This window comes from Pseudomonas sp. YQ_6 (assembly GCF_043103245.1).
Lineage (GTDB): Bacteria > Pseudomonadota > Gammaproteobacteria > Pseudomonadales > Pseudomonadaceae > Aquipseudomonas > Aquipseudomonas alloputida.
Map to the genome: position 1 here is coordinate 25,080 of NZ_JBICJR010000068.1, position 21,924 is coordinate 47,003.

The following is a 21,924-nucleotide window of genomic DNA, read 5'->3' on the forward strand; positions in this document are numbered from 1 at the left end:
ATGTCTGTCTTCAAACGATGCAGCGTGGTGATGCTGGCCCTGGCTGCGCTGCATGGCGCGGCCCAGGCAGCGCCATTCACCGATGTGCTGGATGTGCCCGCCATGCCCAGCGCCCTTGCCAGCAGCAGCGCCCTGCGTGATGTGACCCTGGCCGGGCAGCGCCTGGTCGCGGTCGGCCCGCGCGGGCACATCCTGTATTCCGATGACCACGGCGCGCACTGGCAGCAAGCCCAGGTGCCGGTCAGCGCCGACCTGAATGCGGTGAGCTTCGCCACGCCCGAGCTGGGCTGGGCGGTGGGCCATGACGGTGTGGTCCTGCACAGCCGTGACGGTGGCATGCACTGGCAAAAACAGCTGGACGGCCGGGTACTGGCCGAGCAGCTGCCAGGCGCGGGCACCGACAATGCCTTGCTCGATGTGTGGTTCGGCGATGCCCGCACGGGCTACGCGGTGGGGGTGTTCAACCTGCTGCTTCGCACCACCGATGGCGGCAAGCACTGGCAGCCGTGGCTCGACCACAGCGACAACCCGCAAGGCTTGCACCTGACCAGCCTGGCCGCGGTGGGCGACGAGCTGTTCATCACGGGCGAGCAGGGCCTGTTGCTGAAGTGGGACGGCAAGCGCTTCGTCCGCGTCGTCACACCCTACGCCGGCACCCTGTTCGGCGTCGTTGGCAAGCCCGGTGTGCTGCTGATTTACGGCCTGCGCGGCCACGCCTACCGCAGTACCGATGGCGGCCAGCAGTGGCAACTGATCGACACCGGAATCAACGCCAGCCTCGCCGCCGCCGGTATCGACCGTGACGGGCAGTTCTGGCTTGCCAGCCAGGCCGGTGACCTGTTGCTCAGCCGCGATGACGGCGCCAGCTTCAAGCCGGTAGCCCACAGCCCCCGCAGCCCAGTCACCGCCCTCGTCAGCGATGCCGGTAACGGCCTGGTGCTGGTGGGCGAGCGTGGCGTGCGCAACCAGGCCGGTAACCCCACGCCGCATCCTGACAAGAGAAGACCCTGATGGCCGCTACCCGCCAAGATACGCTTCCGGTAATCCGCAACCTCGCCGATTTCGACCCACGCTCGGGCAATTGCCTGGAACGCCTGGTGTTCAACCATCGCTGGCCATTTCTGCTGTGCATGCTGCTGGCAACCTTGGTGCTCGGCTTCATGGCGGCGACGCGCCTGGAGCTGCGCCCCAGCTTTGACAAGATGCTGCCGCAGAGCCACCCCTACATACAGAACTACCTGGAAAACCGCGCTTCGCTGCGCGGATTGGGCAATGCGGTACGGGTGGTGGTAGAGAACAACCACGGCGATATCTTCGACCCGGGTTACCTGCAGACCCTGCGTCATATCAACGACGAACTGTTCCTCAGCCAAGGCGTGGACCGGGCATGGGTGAAGTCATTGTGGAGCCCGGCGGTGCGATGGACCGAGGTTACCGAGGAGGGTTTCCAGGGCGGGCCGGTCATGCCTGACGGGTATCAAGGCGCAGGCGGTGATATCGAACAGCTAAGGCAGAACATCGAGCGTGCCAACATCGTCGGCAGCCTGGTAGCGCGCGACTTCAAGTCGAGCATGCTGGTGGTGCCGCTGCTCGACCAGGACTCAGCCACCGGCAAAGGCCTGGACTACCATGCCTTTTCGCAAAAGCTCGAACAGTTGCGCAGTCAGTACCAGGCCAGCGGCCAGTACCGCATTCATGTGATCGGCTTCGCCAAGCTGATGGGCGACCTGATCGACGGCCTGATCCAGGTGATGGCGTTCTTCGCGCTGGCTGTGCTGACCAGCCTGGTGATCATCTATTGCTATACCCGTTGTGTGCGCAGCACCTTGCTGGTGGTGGTGTGTTCGCTGACTGCGGTGGTATGGCAGCTGGGTATCGTCGCCTGGCTGGGCTATGCCATCGACCCGTATTCGATCCTGGTGCCGTTCCTGATCTTTGCCATCGGCGTGTCGCACGCGGCGCAGAAGATGAACGGCATCCTTCAGGACATAGGCCGCGGTACGCACCGGCAGATTGCCGCCCGCTATACCTTCCGCCGCCTGTTCGTGGCCGGGGTCACCGCACTGCTGGCCGATGCCGTGGGCTTTGCGGTGCTGATGCTGATCGATATTCCGGTGATCCAGGACCTGGCAATCACCGCCAGCATTGGTGTGGCGGTGCTGATTTTTACCTCGTTGCTGTTGATGCCGGTGGCGCTGTCCTATGTCGGTGTAGGCCGCAAGGCTGCCGAGCGAGCGCTACGTATCGATGCTCGCGCGGATCAGCACCGTGGCTTCGGCCGGCTGTGGGCGCTGCTTGACCGATTCACCGAACGCAAGTGGGCCAGTGCTGCACTGCTGGCTGCCCTGGCGTTGGCCGCCCTTGGCACCTGGGGTAGCCTCCAGCTGAAAATCGGCGACCTCGACAGTGGCGCCCCCGAGCTGCGTGCGGATTCGCGCTACAACCTCGACAACGCTTACATCACCCAGCACTACGCACTGTCCAGCGATACCTTCGCGGTCATGGTCAAGACGGCCCCCGAAGGCTGCCTGCAATACCAGACACTGATCCTCGCCGACCGCCTGGCCTGGGAGCTGCAGCAACTGCCGGGTGTGCAGACCACCGTGTCGCTGGCAAACGCGGTGCGCCAGATCACTGCGGGTACCTACGAAGGCAACGCGCGCCTGAACAGCCTGCAGCGCAACCAGGACGTGCTCAACTACGCCGCCCAGCAAGCCTCGGTCAACGCCCCGGAGCTGTTCAACAACGACTGTTCGCTGATGCCGGTGATCGCCTACCTCAAGGACCACCGCGCCGACACGCTGGCCCAGGTGGCTGTAGCGGCTGAGCGCTTCGTCCAGGCCAACAGCAATGCTGACCACCAGTTCCTGCTGGCCGCCGGCAGCGCCGGCATCGAGGCCGCCACCAATGAGGTGGTGCGCGAGGCCAACCACCGCATGCTGTTGCTGGTGTACCTGGCGGTGACCCTGTTCTGCCTGGTCACCTTCCGCAGCTGGCGAGCGACGCTGGTGGCAATCCTGCCGCTGATGCTTACCTCGGTGCTGTGCGAGGCGTTGATGGTGGCCATGGGCATCGGCGTCAAGGTCGCCACCTTGCCGGTGATCGCCCTGGGGGTGGGCATTGGCGTGGACTACGCGCTGTACCTGCTCAGCGTGCAGTTGCACTACCAGCGCGCCGGCCTGAGCCTGGCCCACGCCTACCAGAAAGCCCTGGCCTTCACCGGTCGGGTGGTGGGGCTGGTCGGTATCACCTTGGCCGCTGGCGTAGCCGGCTGGGCATGGTCGCCAATCAAGTTCCAGGCCGACATGGGCCTGCTGCTGACCTTCATGTTCCTGTGGAACATGCTCGGCGCGCTGGTGCTGATACCCGCGTTGTCGCACTTCCTCCTGCGCGGCCAGGGCGCCCCGGCAGCTGCCGATGCCCAGGCGCCGGCGCTTTCGCAAACCCAAGAAACCGAGTGCTCGCCTCATGTCTGATTACCTTGCGCCACTGCGCGACATGGATTTTCTGTTCAACGAAGTGTTCGACATCCCGACCTGGTGGGCGCAAACGCCCGAACTGGCCGAGGTGGTCGATGATGACACTGCCCGGGCCATACTCGAGCAGGCCGGCAAGCTGATTGCCGAGCGAGTGGCGCCGCTCAACCGCAGTGGCGACGAGCAGGGCTGCCGCTGGGAGGCTGGCCAGGTACGCACGCCCGACGGTTTCGCCGATGCCTACCGGGCATTTGCCGCTGACGGCTGGGTCGGTGTGGCCGGGGACCCGGCCTACGGCGGCATGGGCATGCCGAAGGTGATCGGCGCCCAACTCGAAGAGATGCTCAATGCCGCCAACCTGTCGTTTGGCCTGTACCCGATGCTGACCGCCGGGGCCTGCCTGGCACTGCTCAACCATGCCAGTGAGGCTTTGCAGGCGCTGTACCTGCCACCCATGTACCAAGGGCGTTGGGCCGGTTCGATGTGCCTGACCGAGCCCCACGCCGGCACCGACCTGGGCCTGATCCGCACCCGGGCACAACCCCTCGCCGACGGCGGCTACCGCATCAGCGGCACCAAGGTCTTCATCACTGGCGGCGAGCAGGACCTGACCGAGAACATCATCCACCTGGTGCTGGCGCGGCTACCGGATGCACCGGCCGGCCCCAAAGGCATCTCGCTGTTCCTGGTGCCCAAGGTGCTGGTCGACGCCGACGGTGTGCTTGGCGAGGCCAATGCAGTGAGCTGCGGCTCGATCGAGCACAAGATGGGCATCAAGGCCTCGGCCACCTGCGTGATGAACTTCGACGGCGCCATCGGCTACCTGGTCGGCGAGCCGAACAAGGGCCTCAATGCCATGTTCACCATGATGAACTACGAGCGCCTGGGCGTGGGTATCCAGGGGCTGGCGCTGGGCGAGCGGTCTTATCAGGGGGCCATCGCCTATGCCCGTGATCGTCTTCAAGGCCGCGCGCCGTCGGGTGTTGAAGCGCCGTCGCAGTATGCCGACCCGATCATCGTCCACCCGGACGTACGCCGCATGCTGCTGACCATGAAAGCGCTGAACGAGGGCGGGCGGGCATTTTCCACCTACGTGGCGTTGCAGTTGGACATGGCCAAATACAGCGACGACCCGGCTACACGCGCCAATGCCGAGGCCAAGGTGGCGTTGCTTACGCCGGTAGCGAAAGCCTTCCTCACCGACATGGGACTGGAGACTACCTTGCACGGCCAGCAGGTGCTGGGTGGCCACGGCTATATCCGCGAGTGGGGCCAGGAGCAGTTGATTCGTGACTGCCGCATTACCCAGATCTACGAAGGCACCAATGGCATCCAGGCGCTCGACCTGGTAGGGCGCAAGCTGTTTGGTGATGGTGGCAAGGCCTACCGTGGCCTGTCTGACGAAATCGTCAGCTTTGCCCAGGCGCTGCCAGTGGCGCACGCCGAGTTCAGTGCGCCACTGCTGGCTGCCGTGCACAACCTTGACGAACTGAGTGCCTGGCTGCTCGACCGCAGCCAAGGCAACCCGCGCGAGCTTGGCGCGGCGGCGGTGGAGTACCTGCACGTGTTTGGCTACACCTTCTACGCCTACCTGTGGGCGCGCATGGCCGTGGTGTGCCAGGGCCAGGCGGCACCAGAGCCGTTCCACCTGAGCAAGCTCGGCACCGCACGCTTCTACTTTGCACGCCTGCTACCACGCATCCACTCGCTCAGCGCCAGTGTCAGGGCCGGCAGCGATAGCCTGTACCTGCTCAAGGCCGAGCAACTGTGATGGCCGCCAACATGCTCACCACTCGCGTCATGCCCCGGGCCGAGCAGGCCTATGCCTATCCGCTGCTGATCAAACGCCTGCTGCTGTCGGGTGTGCGCTACCAGCCCAACCAGGAAATCGTCTACGCCGACAAGCTGCGCTACACCTACACCACGTTGCTGCAACGCATCCAACGGCTGGCCAACGTGCTGACCACGGCCGGGGTCAAGCCTGGCGACACGGTGGCATTGCTCGACTGGGACAGCCACCGGGCACTGGAATGTTTCTTTGCCGTACCGATGCTGGGGGCAGTGTTGCATACGGTAAACGTGCGGCTGTCCAGCGAGCAGGTGCGCTACACCATGAACCACGCCGAGGATCGGTGGGTACTGGTGCATGACGACTTCCTGCCATTGATGCAGCAGCTATGCGCCGACCTGCCGGCAGTCGAGGGCATCATCCGCCTCAGCGACGGCGCTGCCGCCGCGCAGACAGTGCCTTTGCTGGGCGAATACGAAGCCATGCTGGCGGCTGCAGCGCCACAGTTCGAATTTGCCGACTTCGACGAAAACTCGCTGGCCACACTGTTCTACACCAGCGGCACCACCGGCAACCCCAAGGGGGTGTACTTCAGCCACCGGCAACTGGTTTTGCATACCCTGGTCGAGCAGGGCACCTTGGCCGCGTGTGGCGAGGTACCGCTGCTGCGCAGCGGCGATGTGTACATGCCGATCACGCCCATGTTCCACGTGCATGCCTGGGGCGTGCCCTATGTGGCCACGGCGCTGGGCATCAAGCAGGTCTACCCCGGGCGATACGAGCCCAACCGCCTGGTGCGCCTGTTCCATGACGAGGGAGTGACGTTCTCCCATTGCGTGCCGACGGTGCTGCAAATGATGCTCGACAGCGAGCAAGGGCGCTGCACCGACCTGACCGGCTGGAAGATGCTGCTGGGCGGCAGCGCCCTGACGCTGAGCCTGGCCCAGCGTGCCAGCGCACGCGGCATCAGTGTGCATTGTGGCTACGGCATGTCGGAAAGCTGCCCGCTGCTCAGCATCACCCACTTGAGCACCGACTTGCTGGCACAGCCCATGGCGCAGCAGCTGCCGCTACGCATCGATGCCGGTGTGCCAATTGCCTTGGTGGACCTGCGTATCGTCGATAGCGAGGGCAGGGAAGTACCGCACGATGGTGCAAGCCTTGGCGAAATCGTGGTGCGCGCGCCTTGGCTGACCCAGGGTTACCTGCACGAACCGGAGCAAGGCGCGGCGCTGTGGCTGGGTGGCTGGATGCACACCGGTGACCTGGCCTGTATCGACCCGCTGGGCGTGGTGCGCATCCGCGATCGCATCAAGGATGTGATCAAGACCGGTGGCGAGTGGGTCAGTTCGGTGGCGCTGGAGAACCTGATCAGCCAGCACCCGTCCGTCGCCTCGGTCGCGGTGATCGGTATTCCTGATCCACAGTGGGGGGAACAACCTTTGGCCTTGGTGGTCTGTCATGACGGTGTGCAGTTGGACCAGCCGGCATTGGCCAGGCACCTGCAGCCGTACGTTGACAGCGGGCACCTGGCCAAGTGGGCCGTACCACGGCAGGTGCGGTGTGTGGACGAGATCCCCAGGACCAGTGTGGGCAAGATCGACAAGAAACGCATTCGCCAGACTGCAATGTAGAGGTGGCTGCGATGCTTGGGGGCGCCTTGCGCCCCGTCTTGTTGCTGACGTGGTCTTTGCCAGCGCGCAGCCCCAAAACCCCGCCAAACAAGGGAATGGCGGTTGAATTAAGTTCACCCAGGTAAAGTTAGGTAAAAGCGGCCACGGCATATACACGGATCAGTATTGTGGTTTGTACTGTCCAGTTAAAGATGCCATTGATGAACACACTTCCGTCGCAGCCAAGCGCTGAACGCGGGGCGTTCTCCGGTTTCGAGGCGTGTCGCAATTCCCAGCAGGGCCCCGTGGTGATCCTTGCCTCCGGCGCTTCTGCCAAACATTTTCCGCTGGGCGAGTTTGCGCACTTGCCCATCATCGCCATGAATGGGTCGGTCGCCATGACCGCCGAACACGGCGTCAAACCCTTCTTCTACGTGTGCACCGACAAAAGCTTTTGCCAGCAACAGCCGGCCTTGTTTGCCACTGCCGTGCGCGACAGCGAACGCCTGGCCCTGTGGCCAGAGCAGTATGCGCGTGCCGATGTGCCAGCCCACACCCAGTGTTATGCCTTGCACAAAGCCGACACGCCGAGCCTGCTGGACGGTTTGCGCGGCCATGGTGACAGTTGCGTGTGCAACCGGGCACTGTGGAGCAAACGCAGCCGCTCGATCGCCTTCAGTAAAGACATGGCCCATGGCTTTTTCGATGCCCGCACGGTGGCTTACGTAGCCTTGCAGTTGGCCTACCACCTGGGCTTCGAGGAAGTGTTGCTGGTGGGGGTTGACCTCGACCAGAGCGTCGGGCGCTTTTACGAGGACGGCCAGGGCCCGTCTTCGCCGTGCGGGCTCGACCAGCATTGGGACAGCCGCATCCTGCCGTCGTTGAAGCTGATGGCCAGGGAAGTGGTCAGCGAGCATTTCCACGTCTACAACCTGTCGGCAACATCACGCATTCCCGCTGAGCTGATACCCAAGGTCACGCTCAGCCAGGCGCGACGCATTGCCGGCTGCGCAATGAACTGAGCAAGAAAGCGGGTGCATCAAAGACTGTGGATGCGTACAGTGGGCCGATCGCAACCTGCAGGAGCCTGCTATGTCCAGCGCATTCACGATCATGCCATCGCCCGTCGGCATGCTGACCCTTGTGGCCCGTGGCAATTGCCTGGCAGCCGTATTGTGGGAAGAGGAGCGGGAAAACCGCGTACGCCTGGGCACCCTGCACCGGGACGACCAGTGCCCGGTACTGCGGGAAACCGCTCGCCAGCTGGGCGAGTACTTTGACGGCAAGCGCCAGCGTTTCGAGCTGGCGCTGGACTTTGCCGGTACTGAGTTCCAGCGCCAGGTGTGGGCCGCATTGCTGGCGATACCGTTCGGCGAAACCCGCAGCTACAGCGACATTGCCCGGCAGCTCGGCAATCCAAGGGCGGTACGCGCGGTTGGCGCTGCCAATGGCCGCAACCCGATTTCAATCATCGCCCCCTGTCACCGGGTAATCGGCGCGTCGGGCAGCCTGACCGGCTTTGCCGGTGGCCTGGCGGCCAAGCAGTATCTGCTGGCGCTGGAAGGGCGGCAAAGCCTGGCGCTGGACCTGTAAGGCGTCAACCGAACCCGCTGGCGATCAGGCAGGCCAGCACGGCCAGCACCGAGCCGGCGATCAGGGTGTATTGCCGCCGGGCCTGACGTGCGCGGGGCTCGACCTCACGCAGGTACTCGCCGGGCGTAGGCGCATCGGGCCGATGGCGCAAGCCCTCGGCCACATCGGCAAGTTGACCCTGAATCAGCAAGCCGACCAGGCAGTAGGTGCTGGCGTAACTCAGCAACGCTAGAAACAGATAGATCATGCAGGGTACGTGTTCAAGGGCAGGGTGATCGCGCTGGCACTGCGCGTGTCGAGTACGATCAGCCCTTCACTGTGGCCATCCAGGCTGGCCAGCAAGTGCCCCTGGCTGTCCCATGCTGCAGAACCGCCGGCACCGATGAAGGTGTCGGCCGGCCCCACACAGTTGGCCATCAACACTGGCATGCCCAGCTCGCGTGCCACCTCTGGGTAGTGCGCATATCCCTCGCGGATACCCTTGGCGGTTTTCGCAACGCTGACCAGGTACAGGTCGGCACCGCGCTCGCGGGCCACGGCGGCATGCGCCATGAACATCGATTCGTAGCAGATCGCCGGCGCCACGCGGTGCTCACCCACCTCCAGCAGCAATGCCTGATTACCTGGGGTGAAGTAAGGCAGCTCATCATCATGCAAGCGCTGCTTGGCATAGACCTGGCGCGGCGCCTCAGGGCAGAAGATGGGCATGCCGATGCGTATGCCGTCGGGCGTCGGCAATGGCAGGCCCACGGCAACCGTAATGCCCAGGCGGTCGCAGGCTGCCTGCAGCGGGTCCAGGCGCGCGGAGGTGACGGGCAGGGCGGCCTGGCGCGCCACACTCGGCTCATAGCCGGTCAGCGACAGCTCGGGGAACACCACCAGTTCGGCACCCAGGGCCGCAGCCTGCTCGATGCAAACCAGATGGCGCTGGAGGTTGCCTGGCAAATCGCCCTTGAGCGACGCCAGTTGTACGGCGCACAGTTTCATCAGAACCATTCCCTGGTGAAGATTGACGTGCCGAGCATACTACCGGCACCAACGCCTGTTCCAGTGAAGGGTTTTTCAGGAAGCCTGGGATGCGCAGCAAAACGCCCCCCGACCTGCGCAGCCACGGTACCTTGTGCCATGCTGTCCAGTGACAGCGCCATGAGCACGGCCCGCGCAAAGGCGGGCAGGGTGCTACCAGCGGAGGAACACTGTAATGGCACGGTTTCGGCGGCTGATCGCCAATATCCGGGGACGGGATCTGGCCGTGGGCGATATCCATGGCCACTTCCAGCGCCTGCAACAATGCCTGGAGGCGGTAGGGTTCGATCCGGCGGTGGACCGCTTGTTCAGCGTGGGCGACCTGGTCGACCGTGGGCCGCACAGCGAGGCAGCGCTGGACTGGCTGGCCCAGCCTTGGTTCCATGCCGTCCAGGGCAATCATGAGGCCTTGGCAATCACCCGCGTGCGTGGTGGGCGGCTCGACCTGGGCATGTACCGCGCCGCCGGGGGAGGCTGGTTCCTCGACTTGCCGCGGCGCGAGCAACTGCGTTTCGTGGAGCGTTTCGAGCAGTTGCCGATTGCCATGGAAGTGGAGAGTGCGGATGGTCTGGTAGGCCTGCTGCATGCAGACAGTCCGTTTGCCGACTGGGCGGTATTACGCTCCTGGCTGGAACTGGATGACGACCCTGAGGTGCGCCAAGTGTGCCAGTGGTCGCGTCGGCGCCTGAAAGAGGGTGACACCCAACCGGTGCAGGGCCTGCGAGCCCTGCTGGTTGGCCACACCCCGGTGCTGGAGGCCAAGCTGCTGGGCAATGTGTGGCACCTGGATACGGGGGGATGGGCCAGCGGCCATTTCACCTTGGTCGACATGCGCACCTTGCAACGGGTCAGCCCCGAGCCAGATGCAGCAACAACGCCCCTGCCAACATCACCAGCATGATCCCCGAGGCCCGCTCCAGCCACGCCAGGCTGCGGGCGAATCGCCGCAGTACCCGCTGGTTGCCGATGGCCACGGCGACCAGCAAGTCCCAGAGCAGGACGATGCTGAACATCCATACGGCGTAGGCCATTTTCCAGCCGGCGCTGACGCTGGCGACCATGCTGGCCAGGCTGGCATAGAACAACCCGTTCTTGGGGTTGAGGATGCCGGACAAGAAGCCCATGCCCAAACTGCGCCACCAGCCATGAACCCGCTGGCTGCCTGCTACTGTGCCCAGGCTGGTTTGCCCGGCATGGCGCAGGAACAGCACGCCGATGTACAGCAGGTAGCTGGCGCCGGCCAGTTGCAGGGCGGTGAACAGCGGGCTGCCCTCCTGCAGTACTGAAAGCCCGGTGAAGGCTATGAGGATGAACGCGCCATTGGCCAGCGCTATGCCCAGGCAGGCGCCGCTGGCGATGCGCCAGCCGCTGTTGATCGAGTTGCGTGCGACCAGGAAAAAGTCCGGGCCGGGTGAGAGCAGGGCAAGGAAGTGGGCGAGGGCGATGATCATGAATTGTTGCATTGGGGGCTGCTCTACGGAAAAAACCGCAGTCTGCTGCCGGGCCTGTTCTGGCGTATTGAACAATATTGCACATGCAGCAGCCTTCAGTTTCCTCGGTACTGCCCCGGCGTAACCCCCACATGGGCCTTGAACACCCGCTGGAAATGGCTCTGGTCAGCAAACCCAAGCTGGTAGGCCACTTCCGCCAGGGCCAGCCCTTCACTCAACAGTTGCCGCCCGCGATTGACCCGGGCATTCAGCAGGTAGGCATGCGGTGTAAACCCGGTAGCCGCTCGAAACGCGCGGATCAGTTGATAGCGCCCAAGCCCCGCCTCCCGCGCCAACACCTCCAGGCTCAATTGCGCAGGGTCCTGGTGTTCGATGCGTGCCAGCAACCCGCTCAAGGTAGCTGGTTCCAGGGCGGGGGCCGCTGTCAGCGGTGGGTGCGCGGAGAAATCCAGGTCCCCAAGAAAAGCAATCAGCGCCGCATCTTTCTCGCCGTTGCAGGCACTGGAAAACAGTAACCTGTTCAGATCGCAGAACTGCCGATATACCTCAGCCTCCCTGCAGATACGCACCGGTTCGCCGGCTTCGATACCGCCAAGGCCCGACTCCAGGCGTAACTGCGTCAGCCAGTCGGCATCCACATGCAGCATCTGATAGCTCCACGCCAGGCCGGGGGCCGGGTTGCAGGCATGCACGCGGTGGGCCGGGACCAGTACCAGCGTGCCGGGTGCCAAGTGATGCTGCCCGTCGGCAGCCCCGGTGAAATGGCTGCGGCCAGCATCCACCGCACCGATGGAAAACGTCGGGTGGCTGTGAGCCTTGTAGCAGGCCCGGCTGTGGCAGGCGCGCCGGCTTTCGACATGTGCCAGGGCCGGGTCGCGCCACAGGGCGGCGTGGGAACGGGGCATTACAGGCTCCTCGGTATTGTCGGCAGGGTAACAGGTGCCGCGCACCCGTACAGTTTTTATCGCTGGCTGTTACTTGACCGCAGGGCCCGAAACCCACCGAAATAGAGGGCTGTTGTCAGAGGAAAACGAGAATGGACCTTTCAAGCCTGCTGCTCTTCATCCCCGCCTGCTTCGCCTTGAACATGGCACCAGGGCCTAACAACCTGTTGTCACTGCACAACGCCAGCCGTTACGGCCTGCGCACCGCCTGCGTGGCCGGCGCCGGCCGTATCCTTGCCTTCTGCGGCATGATCGCCCTGGCAGCGATGGGCCTGGCAGTGGTGTTGCATACCAGCGAATACCTGTTCCTGGCCATCAAGGTGGTGGGCGCGGCCTACCTGTTCTACATCGCCTGGCAACTGTGGCGCGCACCCGTGAGCGAGACCGTGGTGGCAAGCGATCACCCAGGCGGTACTTGGCGCCTGGCGCGCCAGGAGTTCTGGGTGGCGGCCGGCAACCCCAAGGCCATCCTGATCTTCACCGCCTTCCTGCCGCAGTTCGTCTCGGTCGGTAGCAGCACCCCGGTGAGTGAGCAGTTCCTTTGGCTGGGTGCGTTGTTCCTGCTGCTGGAATGGGCGGCCATTGCCATCTACTCAGGCCTGGGCGCCTACATGCAGCGCTGGTTCAGCCAGCCCGGCCCACGCCGGATGTTCAACCGGGTCAGCGCGTCCTTGCTGGGTTGCGCGGGCCTTGGTCTGTTGGCTGCGCGCCGCTAGAACTGCCAGCGCACGCCCAGGTTGACGCCGCTGGCTTCCTGCTGGCGGCTGTCCAGGTTGGCGGTGTACTGCACGCCGCCATGCAGGCTCAGCACTTCGTTGACCTGCGCTACCACACCGCTTTCCAGTTGCACTGAGGTATAGCGGTAGTCGGTCTTGATCTTGTCTGCGTCATCGAAGGTCAAGGTGTCGCGCCCACCGTCGCCGTGCCACAGGTTGACCTGCGCATAGGGCTGCAACAGGCGCCCGCTGCTTCCCGTGAACGCACCCTCCAGACGCAGGCCCAGGCGGCCGGTCAGCTCGACCTGGGCGTCATGACTGATGCGCGAGACGCTGTCGCTGGCGCTGTCCAGCGCGACCTTTTGCGCAATCAGCTGAGCTTGCGGTTCCACGCGCCAGCGCTCGGACAGGGTGATGGGGTAGCCCGATTCCAGTGAAGCTGTCCAGGCGTGGCCGTCGACGTTCAGCGTGTCGCCACGATCGGAGCGGGCGCGGCCATCCAGGCGGGTGTATTGCAACACCGCGTCCAGGTACGCGCCCTGTGGCCCGACCAGCGTCCAGTAGGTGCCCACGCTGTCGCCATCGAGCTTCAGGTCGCCCACGCTGCGGTCGTGAACGGCCAGGGCAAACCCTTTGACGTCGGCGTCCAGGCGGCTATGGCTTACGTAGATACCAACATGCTGGCGGTAACCGTTGTCGCCAACCTTGGCATACAGGTCCTGGCCCACCTTGAAACCGTACAGGTCGCCGTCCAGGCTCGGGCTGACCGTGCCGCTCCATTGCTGGCGCAGCGTGCCGCCGTAGGCTTGCCCCCAGCTGGCGGGCATGGCGCTTTCACCCTGCAGTAACAGCTGGTCGCCCTGGCGTTGGTGGAAGGTGCCCAGTGCCTGACGGGCGATGATCGCGGCACCCCGCGGCGCTGCGGCATAAACCGGGACCTCGGGGCGGTACAGCGGCAGGCTCTGGCCCTGCACCGGCGCAGGCAGCTCGGCCTGGCCGGGCGCTGGCGCAGCGACGGGCGGAGTGACGGCCGGGGCGATCACGGGTGGCTCGCCCGGTGCCGGCACAGGGGGCTGAGCGGGTGGCGCAACCAGCGTCGAGCGCAGGTACCAGCTGTTTTCACTGCCGGCAGTGACGCCCCCTTTGAACAGCCGATAGTCGTAGGCACCGGCCGATAGCCTTTGGGTCTGTACAAAGGCGGTGGCCGTGCTGGTGGCGCCGTCACGGGCTTCGACCACCTGGATGCCGTTCTGCGCAGTCGCCGCACCTGCGCCGTTGAGGTTGTTGATGAGCACCTGGGTAGAGCCGGCGATGGCGCCGCGGCTGATCACCAGGCGATCGGAAGCAGCGCCATCGCCGGCCAGCACGCTGTTCAGGCGCAGGGTGCCGTTGTTGCCGGTGTAATCGCCCTCGATGTTCAAGCGGCCCATGGCATCATTGCCGGCTGTGAGGTCAAGTGTACCTGCGTTGCTGACCGAGGTGCGCTGGCCTGGGACAAACGCGGTGATCACCCCTTGGCGTGAAGTGATGCTGCTACTGGCGTCGAGGGTGAGGCTGCCCGTGCCGCTGTTGCTATCGCCCAGTACCAGCGTGTCATCCAGTGCCAGCCGGCTGCCGTTGTTCAGCGCCACGCGCTCCCAGTTCACATAGTGGGCACCGCCTGCCGGCTGGCTGGCATCGAACGTCAGGCTGTCGTTACCTTCGCCGCCGTCCAACGTGATACTCAGCACCTCGGGCGTAAGGCCTTTGAGCAGTGCCGTGTCATCACCTGGCCCGGCATCCACGCGCCCGCCAATACGGCCGCCGTCCCAGGTGAAGCGGTCGTTGCCAGTGCTCAGCAACACATCGCCGCCAACCTGGCCACCGTGCACCAGCACCTGGTCGTCGCCACCGCTGACGCTGATGTTGCCGCCGATGTTGCCATCGAAGACTTCGATGTAGTCCTTGTCGAAGGCCGTGATGACGTTCCTGTCGACGCTGCCGCCACGCATGATGAAGGTGTTCTCGTCCAGCCGCATGTTGACGTTGCCGATACGTCCGTCGTCCATTTCGGCATAGTCGCCGCTGTCGAACGTGCCCTTGATCCAGCCGCCGGTCAGGTGAAAGGTGTCCAGGCCATCGCCCTGGTTGAGGTTGCCTTCGATGACGCCGCCGCTCATGACGAAGTCATCGATGCCGGAGCCCTGGTTGACGTTGCCGCCGATGCTGCCGGAGGCCATGTCGATGCTGTCTTTGCCGGCGCCGAAGGTTACGTCGCCGGTAATGGCGCCGCTACCGGATGCCGGGAATACCAGGCGGTTATCGCCGCTGGTGTCCACCAATGCGGGGGCGGTACCGCTGTCACAGGTGTGGGCGTCGTTACCCGGGCCGGGTGCGAAGGTGCAATTTGCTTGGGCGGGCGTGACCATGCCCAGCAGCGGGAGCGAACCCAGGGTCAGCAGCAGGCGTAGACGCATCAGGAAATCCTCCATTCTCCAGGGAGACCTGCGCATCAAGCGTGGCGCGCAGGGTTACCGGGGTTGTATAGAGGAGTGCGTCACGACCACAACTGGCAAAAATGTCAGGTGGCAAAGGGCTAGCGCGTTAGTCGCGGTAGAACGTTTGCACCAGGTGGTAGCCGAATTTGCTCTTGATCGGCCCGTGTACCACACGCAAAGGCTTCTTGAAGATTACCTGGTCGATGGCGCCGACCATCTGCCCGGGGCGAATTTCGCCCAGGTCACCACCGCGCTTGCCCGATGGGCAGAGAGAGCACTTTTTCGCGAGCACGTCGAAAGCCTCGCCGTTGGCGATGCGCTGCTTGAGCTTTTCGGCTTCGTCAGCGGTCTTGACCAGTATGTGGCGGGCTTGGGCTTTCATGGGCTACCTGTGCATCGGGGAAAAAAGGCGGCATTATGCCTGATTGAGTCCCGTTGTAGCGATCGCGCCCAACTGGCCGCGATGAATGTCAGCTCTTCAGCTCTGCGCGATCGCGAAACTGATCGAGCGCCTCCGGGTTGGCCAGGGCATCGGTGTTTTTCACCGGCAACCCATGCACCACATCGCGAATCGCCAGTTCCACCAGCTTGCCACTGATGGTGCGCGGTATGTCGCTGACCTGGGCGATCACCGCCGGCACATGGCGGGGCGTGGTGTACTGGCGTATCACCTGGCGGATGTGCTGGCGCAGGGCTTCATCCAGCTGCAGGCCGTCGTGCAGGCGCACGAACAGCACCACCCGCACATCCCCGTTCCAGTCTTGGCCGATGGCCACGCTTTCCACGACCTGTTCGACTTTTTCCACCTGGCGGTAGATCTCCGCCGTGCCAATGCGCACGCCGCCCGGGTTGAGCACGGCGTCGGAGCGACCGTGGATCACCATGCCCCCGCTGGCACGCTGCTCGGCGTAGTCGCCTTGGGCCCACACCCCCGGAAACTGACTGAAGTAAGCATCGTGGTAACGGCGACCGTCCGGGTCGTTCCAGAAACCGAGTGGCATCGAGGGGAAGTTGCGCGTGCACACCAGCTCGCCTTTTTCGTCCACCACAGGCTGACCCTGCTCGTTCCACACCTCCACCGCCATACCCAGGCCCTTGCACTGGATTTCGCCACGACGCACGGGCAGGGTCGGGTTGCCCAGCACGAAGCAGGAGACAATATCCGTACCGCCCGACATGGACACGAGCCACAGGTCGGCCTTGATCTTGTCGTACACATAGTCATAGCTGTGTGGTGACAGCGGCGAACCGGTGGACAGCAGCAGCCGCAGGCTGGTCAGGCAGTGGCTGGTGGCAGGTTCCAGGCCTGCCTGCTCCAGTGCCGCCAGGTACTTGGCGCTGGTACCGAAAGCGTGGATACCCTCGGCCTCTATCAGGTCCAGAAGGCGCCCGGGGCCTGGGTGGAACGGCGAGCCGTCGTACAGCACCAGCGTGGCACCCACCGCCAGGCCGCTGGCCAGCCAGTTCCACATCATCCAGCCGCAGGTGGTGTAGTAGAACAGCACGTCATCGGCCTTCAGGTCGTTGTGCAGGCCGTGTTCCTTGAGGTGTTGCAACAGCACGCCTCCGGCGCGATGGACAATGCACTTGGGCACGCCGGTGGTGCCACTGGAATAGAGGATGTACAGCGGGTGGTCGAACGGCAGCGGAGTGAAACGGGGCTCGCCGCCGGGCTGGAAGAAGTCATCCCACAGGCTGACGTTGGCTGCCTGGAATTCGTCGGTACGCGTGCCTTTGCGGGTATGGGGCACCACGATAAGCTGCTCCAGGCCCGGCAACTGCGCACACACCTGGTTGACCTTGGTCACCTGGTCGATGGCCTTGCCAGCATACTCGTAACCGGCGCAGACGATCAGCAGCTTGGGTTCGATCTGGCCGAAGCGGTCGATGATGCCATGCACGCCGAACTCGGGCGAAGAGGTAGACCAGACCGCGCCAAGGCTGGTGCAGGCGAGCATGGCCACCAGTGTTTGCCAGGTATTGGGCATGATGGCAGCTACCCGGTCGCCCGGGACGATACCTGCAGCCTTGAATGCCGTTTGCAGCCCGGCCACCTGTGCGGCCAGTTCGGCATGGGTGAACACTTCGCGTTGGCCGTCTTCGCGTACGGCGACCACGGCCGGGCGGTCGTCACGGCGGCGCAGCAGGTGTTCGGCAAAGTTCAGGGTGGCATTGGCGAACCACTGTGCATCGGGCATTTGTGGCCCTTCGCTGAGCACCTGGCTGGGCGGGGTATGCCAATGCACGTGGAAGTACTCGGCAAGGGTTTGCCAGAAGGCGGGCCGCTGTTCGATGCTCCAGGCGTGCAGGGCCTGGTAGTCGTTGAGTTGCAGGTTGTAGCGCAGGTTGACCCGGCGGCGGAAGGCATCCATCCGGCTGGCCTCGATCTGCGTTGTGGACGGGCGCCAGAGCACATCGTTCATGCCGAATCTCCTTTACCGGAACAAAGCAGGCTCAGGGCAGGATCAGCCTTGTGTTGCGAAGAGGCTGACCCTGCCGAGAAAGCGGTCCTGCTTACTCTACTTTAGCCTTCTGCACATCCTGCGATGCCGCCCACACGCGGTAGCGCACTTCGACATCCTTGGGCACATACACCACCACCGGCAGCTTGCTGTTGTAGCGCAGCAGGAAGCCATCGCCGACCACCGGCACGAAGGCCTCGGTCTTCTTGCCGTCCGGGCAGGCCATCAGCGTGCTGGCCGGGCCGCTGACGTTGTCCAGGCGGTAGTAATTGTAGCCCCAGCCTTCCAGGGTGCGTGCTTCAAGGTTGCCGCCCAGGCGCTGACGATTGCAGTCGACCTGCAGCGTCTTGCCAGCGAGGATTTCCAGTTTATAAGCCGACTCGTCGGCCTGTGCCGGCAGGTGGATAACCTGCCGGGTAAAGCCTTTTTCCGCCTCGGGGTAGGGCGCGATGTCCTTCAGGCTGGCGGCCATCGCAGGTGCGGCGGCGGCCAGGCTCAGGGCCAGAATCGCGGTCATTGGGGTAGGGCGCATAAGGCCTCCTTGCTGATAAACGAATGCGGGACCGTCGCCAGGCCCAGGCCGCCCGTCACTGGGCCAACCAGCCACCATCGACGTTCCAGGCGGCGCCGCGAACCTGGCTACCGGCCTCGCTGCACAGGAAGAGTACCAGCTCACCGAGGTGTTCGGGGGTGACGAAGGCCAGCGACGGTTGCTTTTCTGCCAGCAGATCGTGCTGCGCTTGCAGCCGATCGCCACCCTTGGCCGCACGATCGTCGATCTGCTTTTGCACCAGCGGTGTCAGCACCCAGCCCGGGCATATGGCATTGCAGGTGACATGACTGGTGGCGGTTTCCAGGCCGACCACCTTGGTCAGGCCGACCACACCATGCTTGGCTGCCACGTAGGCTGCCTTGCCCATCGAGCCGACCAGGCCATGCACCGAAGCGATATTGATGATGCGCCCCCAGTTGCGCGTGCGCATGCCCGGCAGCGCCAGGCGTGTGCCATGGAATACGGCCGACAGGTTCAGGGCGATGATCTTGTCCCAGCTTTCTGGCGGGAACTGCTCAACCGGTGCCACATGCTGGATACCGGCGTTGTTGACCAGAATGTCGACGCCACCGAACTCACGTTCGGCCAGGTTGAACAAGGCCTCGATCTGGATCACATCCGACAGGTCGGCCGGGTGATGCACAACCTTCACCCCGTGCCGGGCGATTTCCGCCATGGCGGGGCCCGGGTCGCCAAAGCCGTTGAGCACGATGTTGGCGCCAGCCCGGGCCAATACCTGGGCGATGCCCAGGCCAATGCCGCTGGTGGAACCGGTGACGAGTGCAGTTTTGCCTTCAAGGGTCATGCCATGCTCCTTAGACGATGCCAGTGGCGTAGAACGTGGCGATGACCACGAACACCGCCAGGGTCTTGATCAGGGTAATACCAAAAATGTCCTTGTAGGCCTCGCGGTGGGTGAGGCCGGTCACCGCCAGCAAGGTGATCACCGCGCCGTTGTGCGGCAGGGTGTCCATGCCGCCGCTGGCCATGGCGGCTACCCGGTGTAGCACTTCCAGCGGGATGTCGGCCGCGTGGGCGGCGGCAATGAAGGTGTCGCCCATGGCCGCCAGGGCGATGCTCATGCCGCCCGAAGCGGAGCCGGTGATGCCGGCCAGCAAGGTCACGGTGATGGCTTCGTTCACCAAGGGGTTGGGGATGCCGCGCAGGGCATCGGCCAGCACCAGAAAACCCGGCAGCGAGGCGATTACCGCGCCAAAGCCGTATTCCGAAGCGGTGTTCATGGCTGCCAGCAAGGCGCCACCCACCGCGCTTCTGGTGCCTTCGGCCAGGCGCGTGCGAATGGTGCCAAAGGCACACACCAGGACCATAAGGATGCCCACCAGCAATGCTGCCTGCACTGCCCAGATGGCTGTTAGTTTGGCCACGTCGCTTTGTACCGGCGCACTCATGCCTGGCAGTTGCAGGCTGTGACTGGGGCCGTACCATTGCGGTATCCATTGGGTGAACACCAGGTTCATCACCCCCACCAGTATCAGCGGCGACAGCGCCAGCCAGGGGTTGGGCAGGCTCAGGTCGGCAGCGGTTTCCGGTTCGTTGCGCAAGTCGGTGCCATAACCTTCACCGGCGCGCAGGGCCTTGTTGCGCTGGCGCTGCAGGTAGGCCATGCCGGTAAAGAACACGAACAGCGTGCCGATCAGGCCCAGCCACGGCGCGGCCCAGGCGGTGGTGTTGAAGAAGGTGCTGGGGATGATGTTCTGGATCTGTGGGGTGCCGGGCAAGGCGTCCATGGTGAACGAGAATGCGCCCAGGGCGATGGTGGCCGGGATCAGGCGTTTGGGGATGTTGCTCTGACGGAACATTTCGGCGGCGAACGGGTACACCGCGAACACCACCACGAACAGCGAAACACCGCCGTAAGTGAGCAGGGCACAGACCAGTACGATGACCAGCATCGCCTGGCGGGTGCCGAGCAGGCGGATGGCCGCGGCGACGATCGAGCGGGAGAAGCCGGACAGCTCGATCAGCTTGCCGAACACCGCCCCCAGCAGGAATACCGGGAAGTACAGTTTGATGAAACCGACCATTTTCTCCATGAACACCCCCGTGAACGCAGGGGCGACGGCAGCAGGGTCGGTGAGCAGGACAGCGCCGAGGGCGGCGATGGGGGCGAAGAGGATCACGCTGTAACCGCGGTAGGCGGCCAGCATCAGCAAGGCCAGAGCGGCGAGTGCGATGAGCACGGTCATCGGGGTGGGTCTCCTGGGTGAGTCTTGTTTTTATCGTTGAACAGGAGATAGCGGGAATCGTGCCAAGTATCTAACTGGCTGATTTGTAAGGGTTAAAGGGTTTTGTTAGAAGTCTATGTCTACATTCAGAGACGCCAGGGGCTGCTTTACAGCCCATCGCTGGCTTGCCTGTGATCAAGGGCGGGCCCTCGCTGTAATCTCAAAAAAGAAACAAAAGTCTCCAATTAGAGACCGAGTGCCGCCATCTTCTTGTACAGCGTTGACCGCCCCAGCCCTAACGCCGCTGCTGCCTCTGGCACTTTTCCCCCCTGTTCGGCCAGCGCCCCGGCAATCAGGCCGCGTTCAAAGGCCTCGCACGCGTCACGGTAGCGCTGCCGTACGGGCGCTTCAGCCAGCGGGCTCAATGGCCCCAATGCCGCACGCAGGTCCGCCACCCCCAACCGGGGCTGATCCGCCAGCAAGGTCGCGCGCTCCAGCACATTGCGCAGCTCGCGAATGTTCCCCGGCCACGCATGCCTGGCCAGCAGTTGCTGCGCTTCAGCTTCCAGCTCGTACTGGCTGCCCAGCTCAGCCAATATGGCCTCGCACAGCGCGGGCAGGTCCTCCAGCCGTTGCCGCAACGGCGGGACATCGATCGGCAGCACATTCAGCCGGTAATACAGGTCGGCGCGGAAGGCCCCGCGGGCCATGGCAGCCTGCAGGTCGATGGAGGTGGCGGCAATGATGCGCACATCGCTGCGCAGCATCTGGTTCGATCCTACCGGTTCGTATTCCTTTTCCTGCAGCACCCGCAGCAGCTTGCTCTGCAGGGCCAGCGGCATGTCGCCGATCTCGTCGAGGAACAGCGTGCCGCCTTCGGCCAGTTGCAGCTTGCCGCTACGGCCTTTGCGGTCGGCGCCGGTAAAAGCACCCGGCGCGGTGCCGAAGAATTCGGCTTCCAGCAGCGTCTCCGGGATGGCTGCGCTGTTGATGCTGACAAAAGCTTTGTGTGCCCGTGCTGACGCTGCGTGAATGGCGTGGGCCAGCAGCTCCTTGCCGGTGCCGGTTTCGCCCAGCAGCAATACGGGTGAATCGCTGCCGGCGCCACGCCGGGCGCGTCGCTTGGCTTCCAGGCTGGGCGCGCTGCTGCCTACGAACTGGGCGAAGCTGTACTTGGCCTGGCGGGCGCGCAGTTGCGAGCGGGTCGAGGCCAGTTCCTGCTGCATGCTGGAATAGCGTTTGAGCAGCGGCGACAGGCTGCGCAGTTCGTCGAACAGGGCAAAGCCGATGGCGCCGATCAGCGTGCCCTGGTCGTCGTGGATGGGCAGGCGCATGACCACCAATGGCTCGTTCGGCGTGTCGAGCATGTCCAGCAGGATGGGGCGGCCATTGCTCACCACGTCGCGCATCAGGCTCCCAGGGATCACCGTTTCGCAGGGTTGGCCGATGGCACTGGCAGCGTCGGCCAGGCCAAAGCGTCGGGCATAGCGTTCGTTCATCCAGACGATGCGTGCCTGGCGGTCGACGATCACCGTGCCTTCGCTGGACTGTTCGATGATCTCGAACAGCGAGCGGATCGCCAGTTGCCGTACCTGGGGGTAGTCCTTGAGGCTGTTGCTGTCGTGCATGGGTGAACAT

Annotated in this window: 19 protein-coding genes; 8 read left to right on the forward strand and 11 right to left on the reverse strand. The window is 64.1% G+C overall.

Features of this window, described 5'->3' with window-relative positions:
• The 6 genes from ACF8FG_RS23230 to ACF8FG_RS23255 all read left to right on the forward strand — a co-directional run bounded on the left by ACF8FG_RS23230 (nt 1) and on the right by ACF8FG_RS23255 (nt 8,471).
• Nucleotides 1-1,011 carry a WD40/YVTN/BNR-like repeat-containing protein gene (locus ACF8FG_RS23230; RefSeq protein WP_392519247.1) on the forward strand — a complete coding sequence of 337 codons (1,011 nt, stop codon included), beginning with the start codon at nt 1-3 and terminating at the stop codon, nt 1,009-1,011.
• Nucleotides 1,011-3,476: an MMPL family transporter gene (locus ACF8FG_RS23235; protein WP_318081648.1), complete on the forward strand. Its 2,466-nt coding sequence runs from the start codon at nt 1,011-1,013 to the stop codon at nt 3,474-3,476. Before ACF8FG_RS23230 ends, ACF8FG_RS23235 begins: the two co-directional genes overlap by 1 nt.
• Nucleotides 3,469-5,247 carry an acyl-CoA dehydrogenase C-terminal domain-containing protein gene (locus ACF8FG_RS23240; protein WP_318081647.1) on the forward strand — a complete coding sequence of 593 codons (1,779 nt, stop codon included), beginning with the start codon at nt 3,469-3,471 and terminating at the stop codon, nt 5,245-5,247. The genes ACF8FG_RS23235 and ACF8FG_RS23240 overlap by 8 nt, the downstream gene beginning before the upstream one ends.
• Nucleotides 5,248-5,258: 11 nt before the next feature.
• Nucleotides 5,259-6,899, forward strand: coding sequence for a fatty acid--CoA ligase (locus ACF8FG_RS23245; protein ID WP_026031935.1), 1,641 nt, complete (start codon nt 5,259-5,261; stop codon nt 6,897-6,899).
• Nucleotides 6,900-7,099: 200 nt separating this feature from the next.
• Entirely contained in the window at nt 7,100-7,900 is an 801-nt protein-coding gene (locus ACF8FG_RS23250; RefSeq protein WP_119713805.1) for a lipopolysaccharide biosynthesis protein, read from the forward strand.
• A 70-nt stretch (nt 7,901-7,970) separates the two neighbouring features.
• The gene (locus tag ACF8FG_RS23255; RefSeq protein WP_019438474.1) at nt 7,971-8,471 is read left to right on the forward strand and encodes a methylated-DNA--[protein]-cysteine S-methyltransferase; all 501 of its coding nucleotides are present in this window, start codon (nt 7,971-7,973) and stop codon (nt 8,469-8,471) included.
• Between the two features lie 4 nt (nt 8,472-8,475).
• On the opposite strand, the gene ACF8FG_RS23260 is transcribed toward ACF8FG_RS23255, so the two are convergent.
• Nucleotides 8,476-8,718, reverse strand: a complete 243-nt coding sequence (locus ACF8FG_RS23260; protein ID WP_014591082.1) for a hypothetical protein — start codon at nt 8,716-8,718, stop codon at nt 8,476-8,478.
• On the reverse strand, nt 8,715-9,458 hold the full coding sequence (locus ACF8FG_RS23265) for a carbon-nitrogen hydrolase family protein (protein WP_318081645.1): 744 nt from the start codon (nt 9,456-9,458) through the stop codon (nt 8,715-8,717). The genes ACF8FG_RS23260 and ACF8FG_RS23265 overlap by 4 nt, the downstream gene beginning before the upstream one ends.
• 214 nt (nt 9,459-9,672) lie before the next feature.
• Here ACF8FG_RS23265 and ACF8FG_RS23270 point away from each other — a divergent pair, with 214 nt between their 5' ends.
• Nucleotides 9,673-10,398: a serine/threonine protein phosphatase gene (locus ACF8FG_RS23270; protein WP_318081643.1), complete on the forward strand. Its 726-nt coding sequence runs from the start codon at nt 9,673-9,675 to the stop codon at nt 10,396-10,398.
• On the opposite strand, the gene ACF8FG_RS23275 is transcribed toward ACF8FG_RS23270, so the two are convergent.
• Nucleotides 10,346-10,960 carry a LysE family translocator gene (locus ACF8FG_RS23275; RefSeq protein ID WP_014591078.1) on the reverse strand — a complete coding sequence of 205 codons (615 nt, stop codon included), beginning with the start codon at nt 10,958-10,960 and terminating at the stop codon, nt 10,346-10,348. The two genes, ACF8FG_RS23270 and ACF8FG_RS23275, sit on opposite strands and share 53 nt — an antisense overlap.
• Before the next feature lie 83 nt (nt 10,961-11,043).
• Nucleotides 11,044-11,853 (reverse strand): AraC family transcriptional regulator, encoded by an 810-nt coding sequence (locus ACF8FG_RS23280; protein WP_019438471.1) that lies wholly within the window; start codon nt 11,851-11,853, stop codon nt 11,044-11,046.
• Between the two features lie 131 nt (nt 11,854-11,984).
• Between ACF8FG_RS23280 and ACF8FG_RS23285 the strand changes: the two genes are divergently transcribed.
• On the forward strand, nt 11,985-12,608 hold the full coding sequence (locus ACF8FG_RS23285) for a LysE family translocator (RefSeq protein ID WP_019438470.1): 624 nt from the start codon (nt 11,985-11,987) through the stop codon (nt 12,606-12,608).
• On the opposite strand, the gene ACF8FG_RS23290 is transcribed toward ACF8FG_RS23285, so the two are convergent.
• The 7 genes from ACF8FG_RS23290 to ACF8FG_RS23320 form a co-directional block, all read right to left on the reverse strand.
• Entirely contained in the window at nt 12,605-15,079 is a 2,475-nt protein-coding gene (locus tag ACF8FG_RS23290; RefSeq protein ID WP_318081642.1) for an autotransporter outer membrane beta-barrel domain-containing protein, read from the reverse strand. The two genes, ACF8FG_RS23285 and ACF8FG_RS23290, sit on opposite strands and share 4 nt — an antisense overlap.
• 112 nt (nt 15,080-15,191) lie before the next feature.
• On the reverse strand, nt 15,192-15,467 hold the full coding sequence (locus ACF8FG_RS23295; RefSeq protein ID WP_004576651.1) for a peptidylprolyl isomerase: 276 nt from the start codon (nt 15,465-15,467) through the stop codon (nt 15,192-15,194).
• An 88-nt stretch (nt 15,468-15,555) separates the two neighbouring features.
• A complete protein-coding gene (locus ACF8FG_RS23300; RefSeq protein ID WP_318081641.1) occupies nt 15,556-17,508 on the reverse strand; it encodes an acetoacetate--CoA ligase in 1,953 nt (650 codons plus the stop codon).
• Nucleotides 17,509-17,599: 91 nt separating this feature from the next.
• A complete protein-coding gene (gene eco / locus ACF8FG_RS23305; protein WP_014591074.1) occupies nt 17,600-18,079 on the reverse strand; it encodes a serine protease inhibitor ecotin in 480 nt (159 codons plus the stop codon).
• A 55-nt stretch (nt 18,080-18,134) separates the two neighbouring features.
• On the reverse strand, nt 18,135-18,905 hold the full coding sequence (gene hbdH, locus ACF8FG_RS23310; RefSeq protein ID WP_019438467.1) for a 3-hydroxybutyrate dehydrogenase: 771 nt from the start codon (nt 18,903-18,905) through the stop codon (nt 18,135-18,137).
• Nucleotides 18,906-18,915: 10 nt separating this feature from the next.
• A complete protein-coding gene (locus ACF8FG_RS23315) occupies nt 18,916-20,307 on the reverse strand; it encodes a GntP family permease (protein ID WP_392519248.1) in 1,392 nt (463 codons plus the stop codon).
• Between the two features lie 224 nt (nt 20,308-20,531).
• Nucleotides 20,532-21,914, reverse strand: coding sequence for a sigma-54-dependent Fis family transcriptional regulator (locus ACF8FG_RS23320; RefSeq protein WP_081384699.1), 1,383 nt, complete (start codon nt 21,912-21,914; stop codon nt 20,532-20,534).
• Nucleotides 21,915-21,924 lie beyond the last annotated feature (10 nt).

What these genes read in the sequence shown, in the direction of transcription:
- ACF8FG_RS23320 (WP_081384699.1), bottom strand. Translation starts at nt 21,914, where the DNA reads ATGCACGACAGCAACAGCCTCAAGGACTACCCCCAGGTACGGCAACTG.
- ACF8FG_RS23260 (WP_014591082.1), bottom strand. Translation starts at nt 8,718, where the DNA reads ATGATCTATCTGTTTCTAGCGTTGCTGAGTTACGCCAGCACCTACTGC.
- ACF8FG_RS23295 (WP_004576651.1), bottom strand. Translation starts at nt 15,467, where the DNA reads ATGAAAGCCCAAGCCCGCCACATACTGGTCAAGACCGCTGACGAAGCC.
- hbdH (WP_019438467.1), bottom strand. Translation starts at nt 18,905, where the DNA reads ATGACCCTTGAAGGCAAAACTGCACTCGTCACCGGTTCCACCAGCGGC.
- ACF8FG_RS23270 (WP_318081643.1), top strand. Translation starts at nt 9,673, where the DNA reads ATGGCACGGTTTCGGCGGCTGATCGCCAATATCCGGGGACGGGATCTG.
- ACF8FG_RS23245 (WP_026031935.1), top strand. Translation starts at nt 5,259, where the DNA reads ATGCTCACCACTCGCGTCATGCCCCGGGCCGAGCAGGCCTATGCCTAT.
- ACF8FG_RS23315 (WP_392519248.1), bottom strand. Translation starts at nt 20,307, where the DNA reads ATGACCGTGCTCATCGCACTCGCCGCTCTGGCCTTGCTGATGCTGGCC.
- ACF8FG_RS23280 (WP_019438471.1), bottom strand. Translation starts at nt 11,853, where the DNA reads ATGCCCCGTTCCCACGCCGCCCTGTGGCGCGACCCGGCCCTGGCACAT.
- ACF8FG_RS23265 (WP_318081645.1), bottom strand. Translation starts at nt 9,458, where the DNA reads ATGAAACTGTGCGCCGTACAACTGGCGTCGCTCAAGGGCGATTTGCCA.
- ACF8FG_RS23300 (WP_318081641.1), bottom strand. Translation starts at nt 17,508, where the DNA reads ATGAACGATGTGCTCTGGCGCCCGTCCACAACGCAGATCGAGGCCAGC.
- ACF8FG_RS23255 (WP_019438474.1), top strand. Translation starts at nt 7,971, where the DNA reads ATGTCCAGCGCATTCACGATCATGCCATCGCCCGTCGGCATGCTGACC.
- ACF8FG_RS23285 (WP_019438470.1), top strand. Translation starts at nt 11,985, where the DNA reads ATGGACCTTTCAAGCCTGCTGCTCTTCATCCCCGCCTGCTTCGCCTTG.
- ACF8FG_RS23230 (WP_392519247.1), top strand. Translation starts at nt 1, where the DNA reads ATGTCTGTCTTCAAACGATGCAGCGTGGTGATGCTGGCCCTGGCTGCG.
- eco (WP_014591074.1), bottom strand. Translation starts at nt 18,079, where the DNA reads ATGCGCCCTACCCCAATGACCGCGATTCTGGCCCTGAGCCTGGCCGCC.
- ACF8FG_RS23290 (WP_318081642.1), bottom strand. Translation starts at nt 15,079, where the DNA reads ATGGAGGATTTCCTGATGCGTCTACGCCTGCTGCTGACCCTGGGTTCG.
- ACF8FG_RS23275 (WP_014591078.1), bottom strand. Translation starts at nt 10,960, where the DNA reads ATGCAACAATTCATGATCATCGCCCTCGCCCACTTCCTTGCCCTGCTC.
- ACF8FG_RS23250 (WP_119713805.1), top strand. Translation starts at nt 7,100, where the DNA reads ATGAACACACTTCCGTCGCAGCCAAGCGCTGAACGCGGGGCGTTCTCC.
- ACF8FG_RS23240 (WP_318081647.1), top strand. Translation starts at nt 3,469, where the DNA reads ATGTCTGATTACCTTGCGCCACTGCGCGACATGGATTTTCTGTTCAAC.
- ACF8FG_RS23235 (WP_318081648.1), top strand. Translation starts at nt 1,011, where the DNA reads ATGGCCGCTACCCGCCAAGATACGCTTCCGGTAATCCGCAACCTCGCC.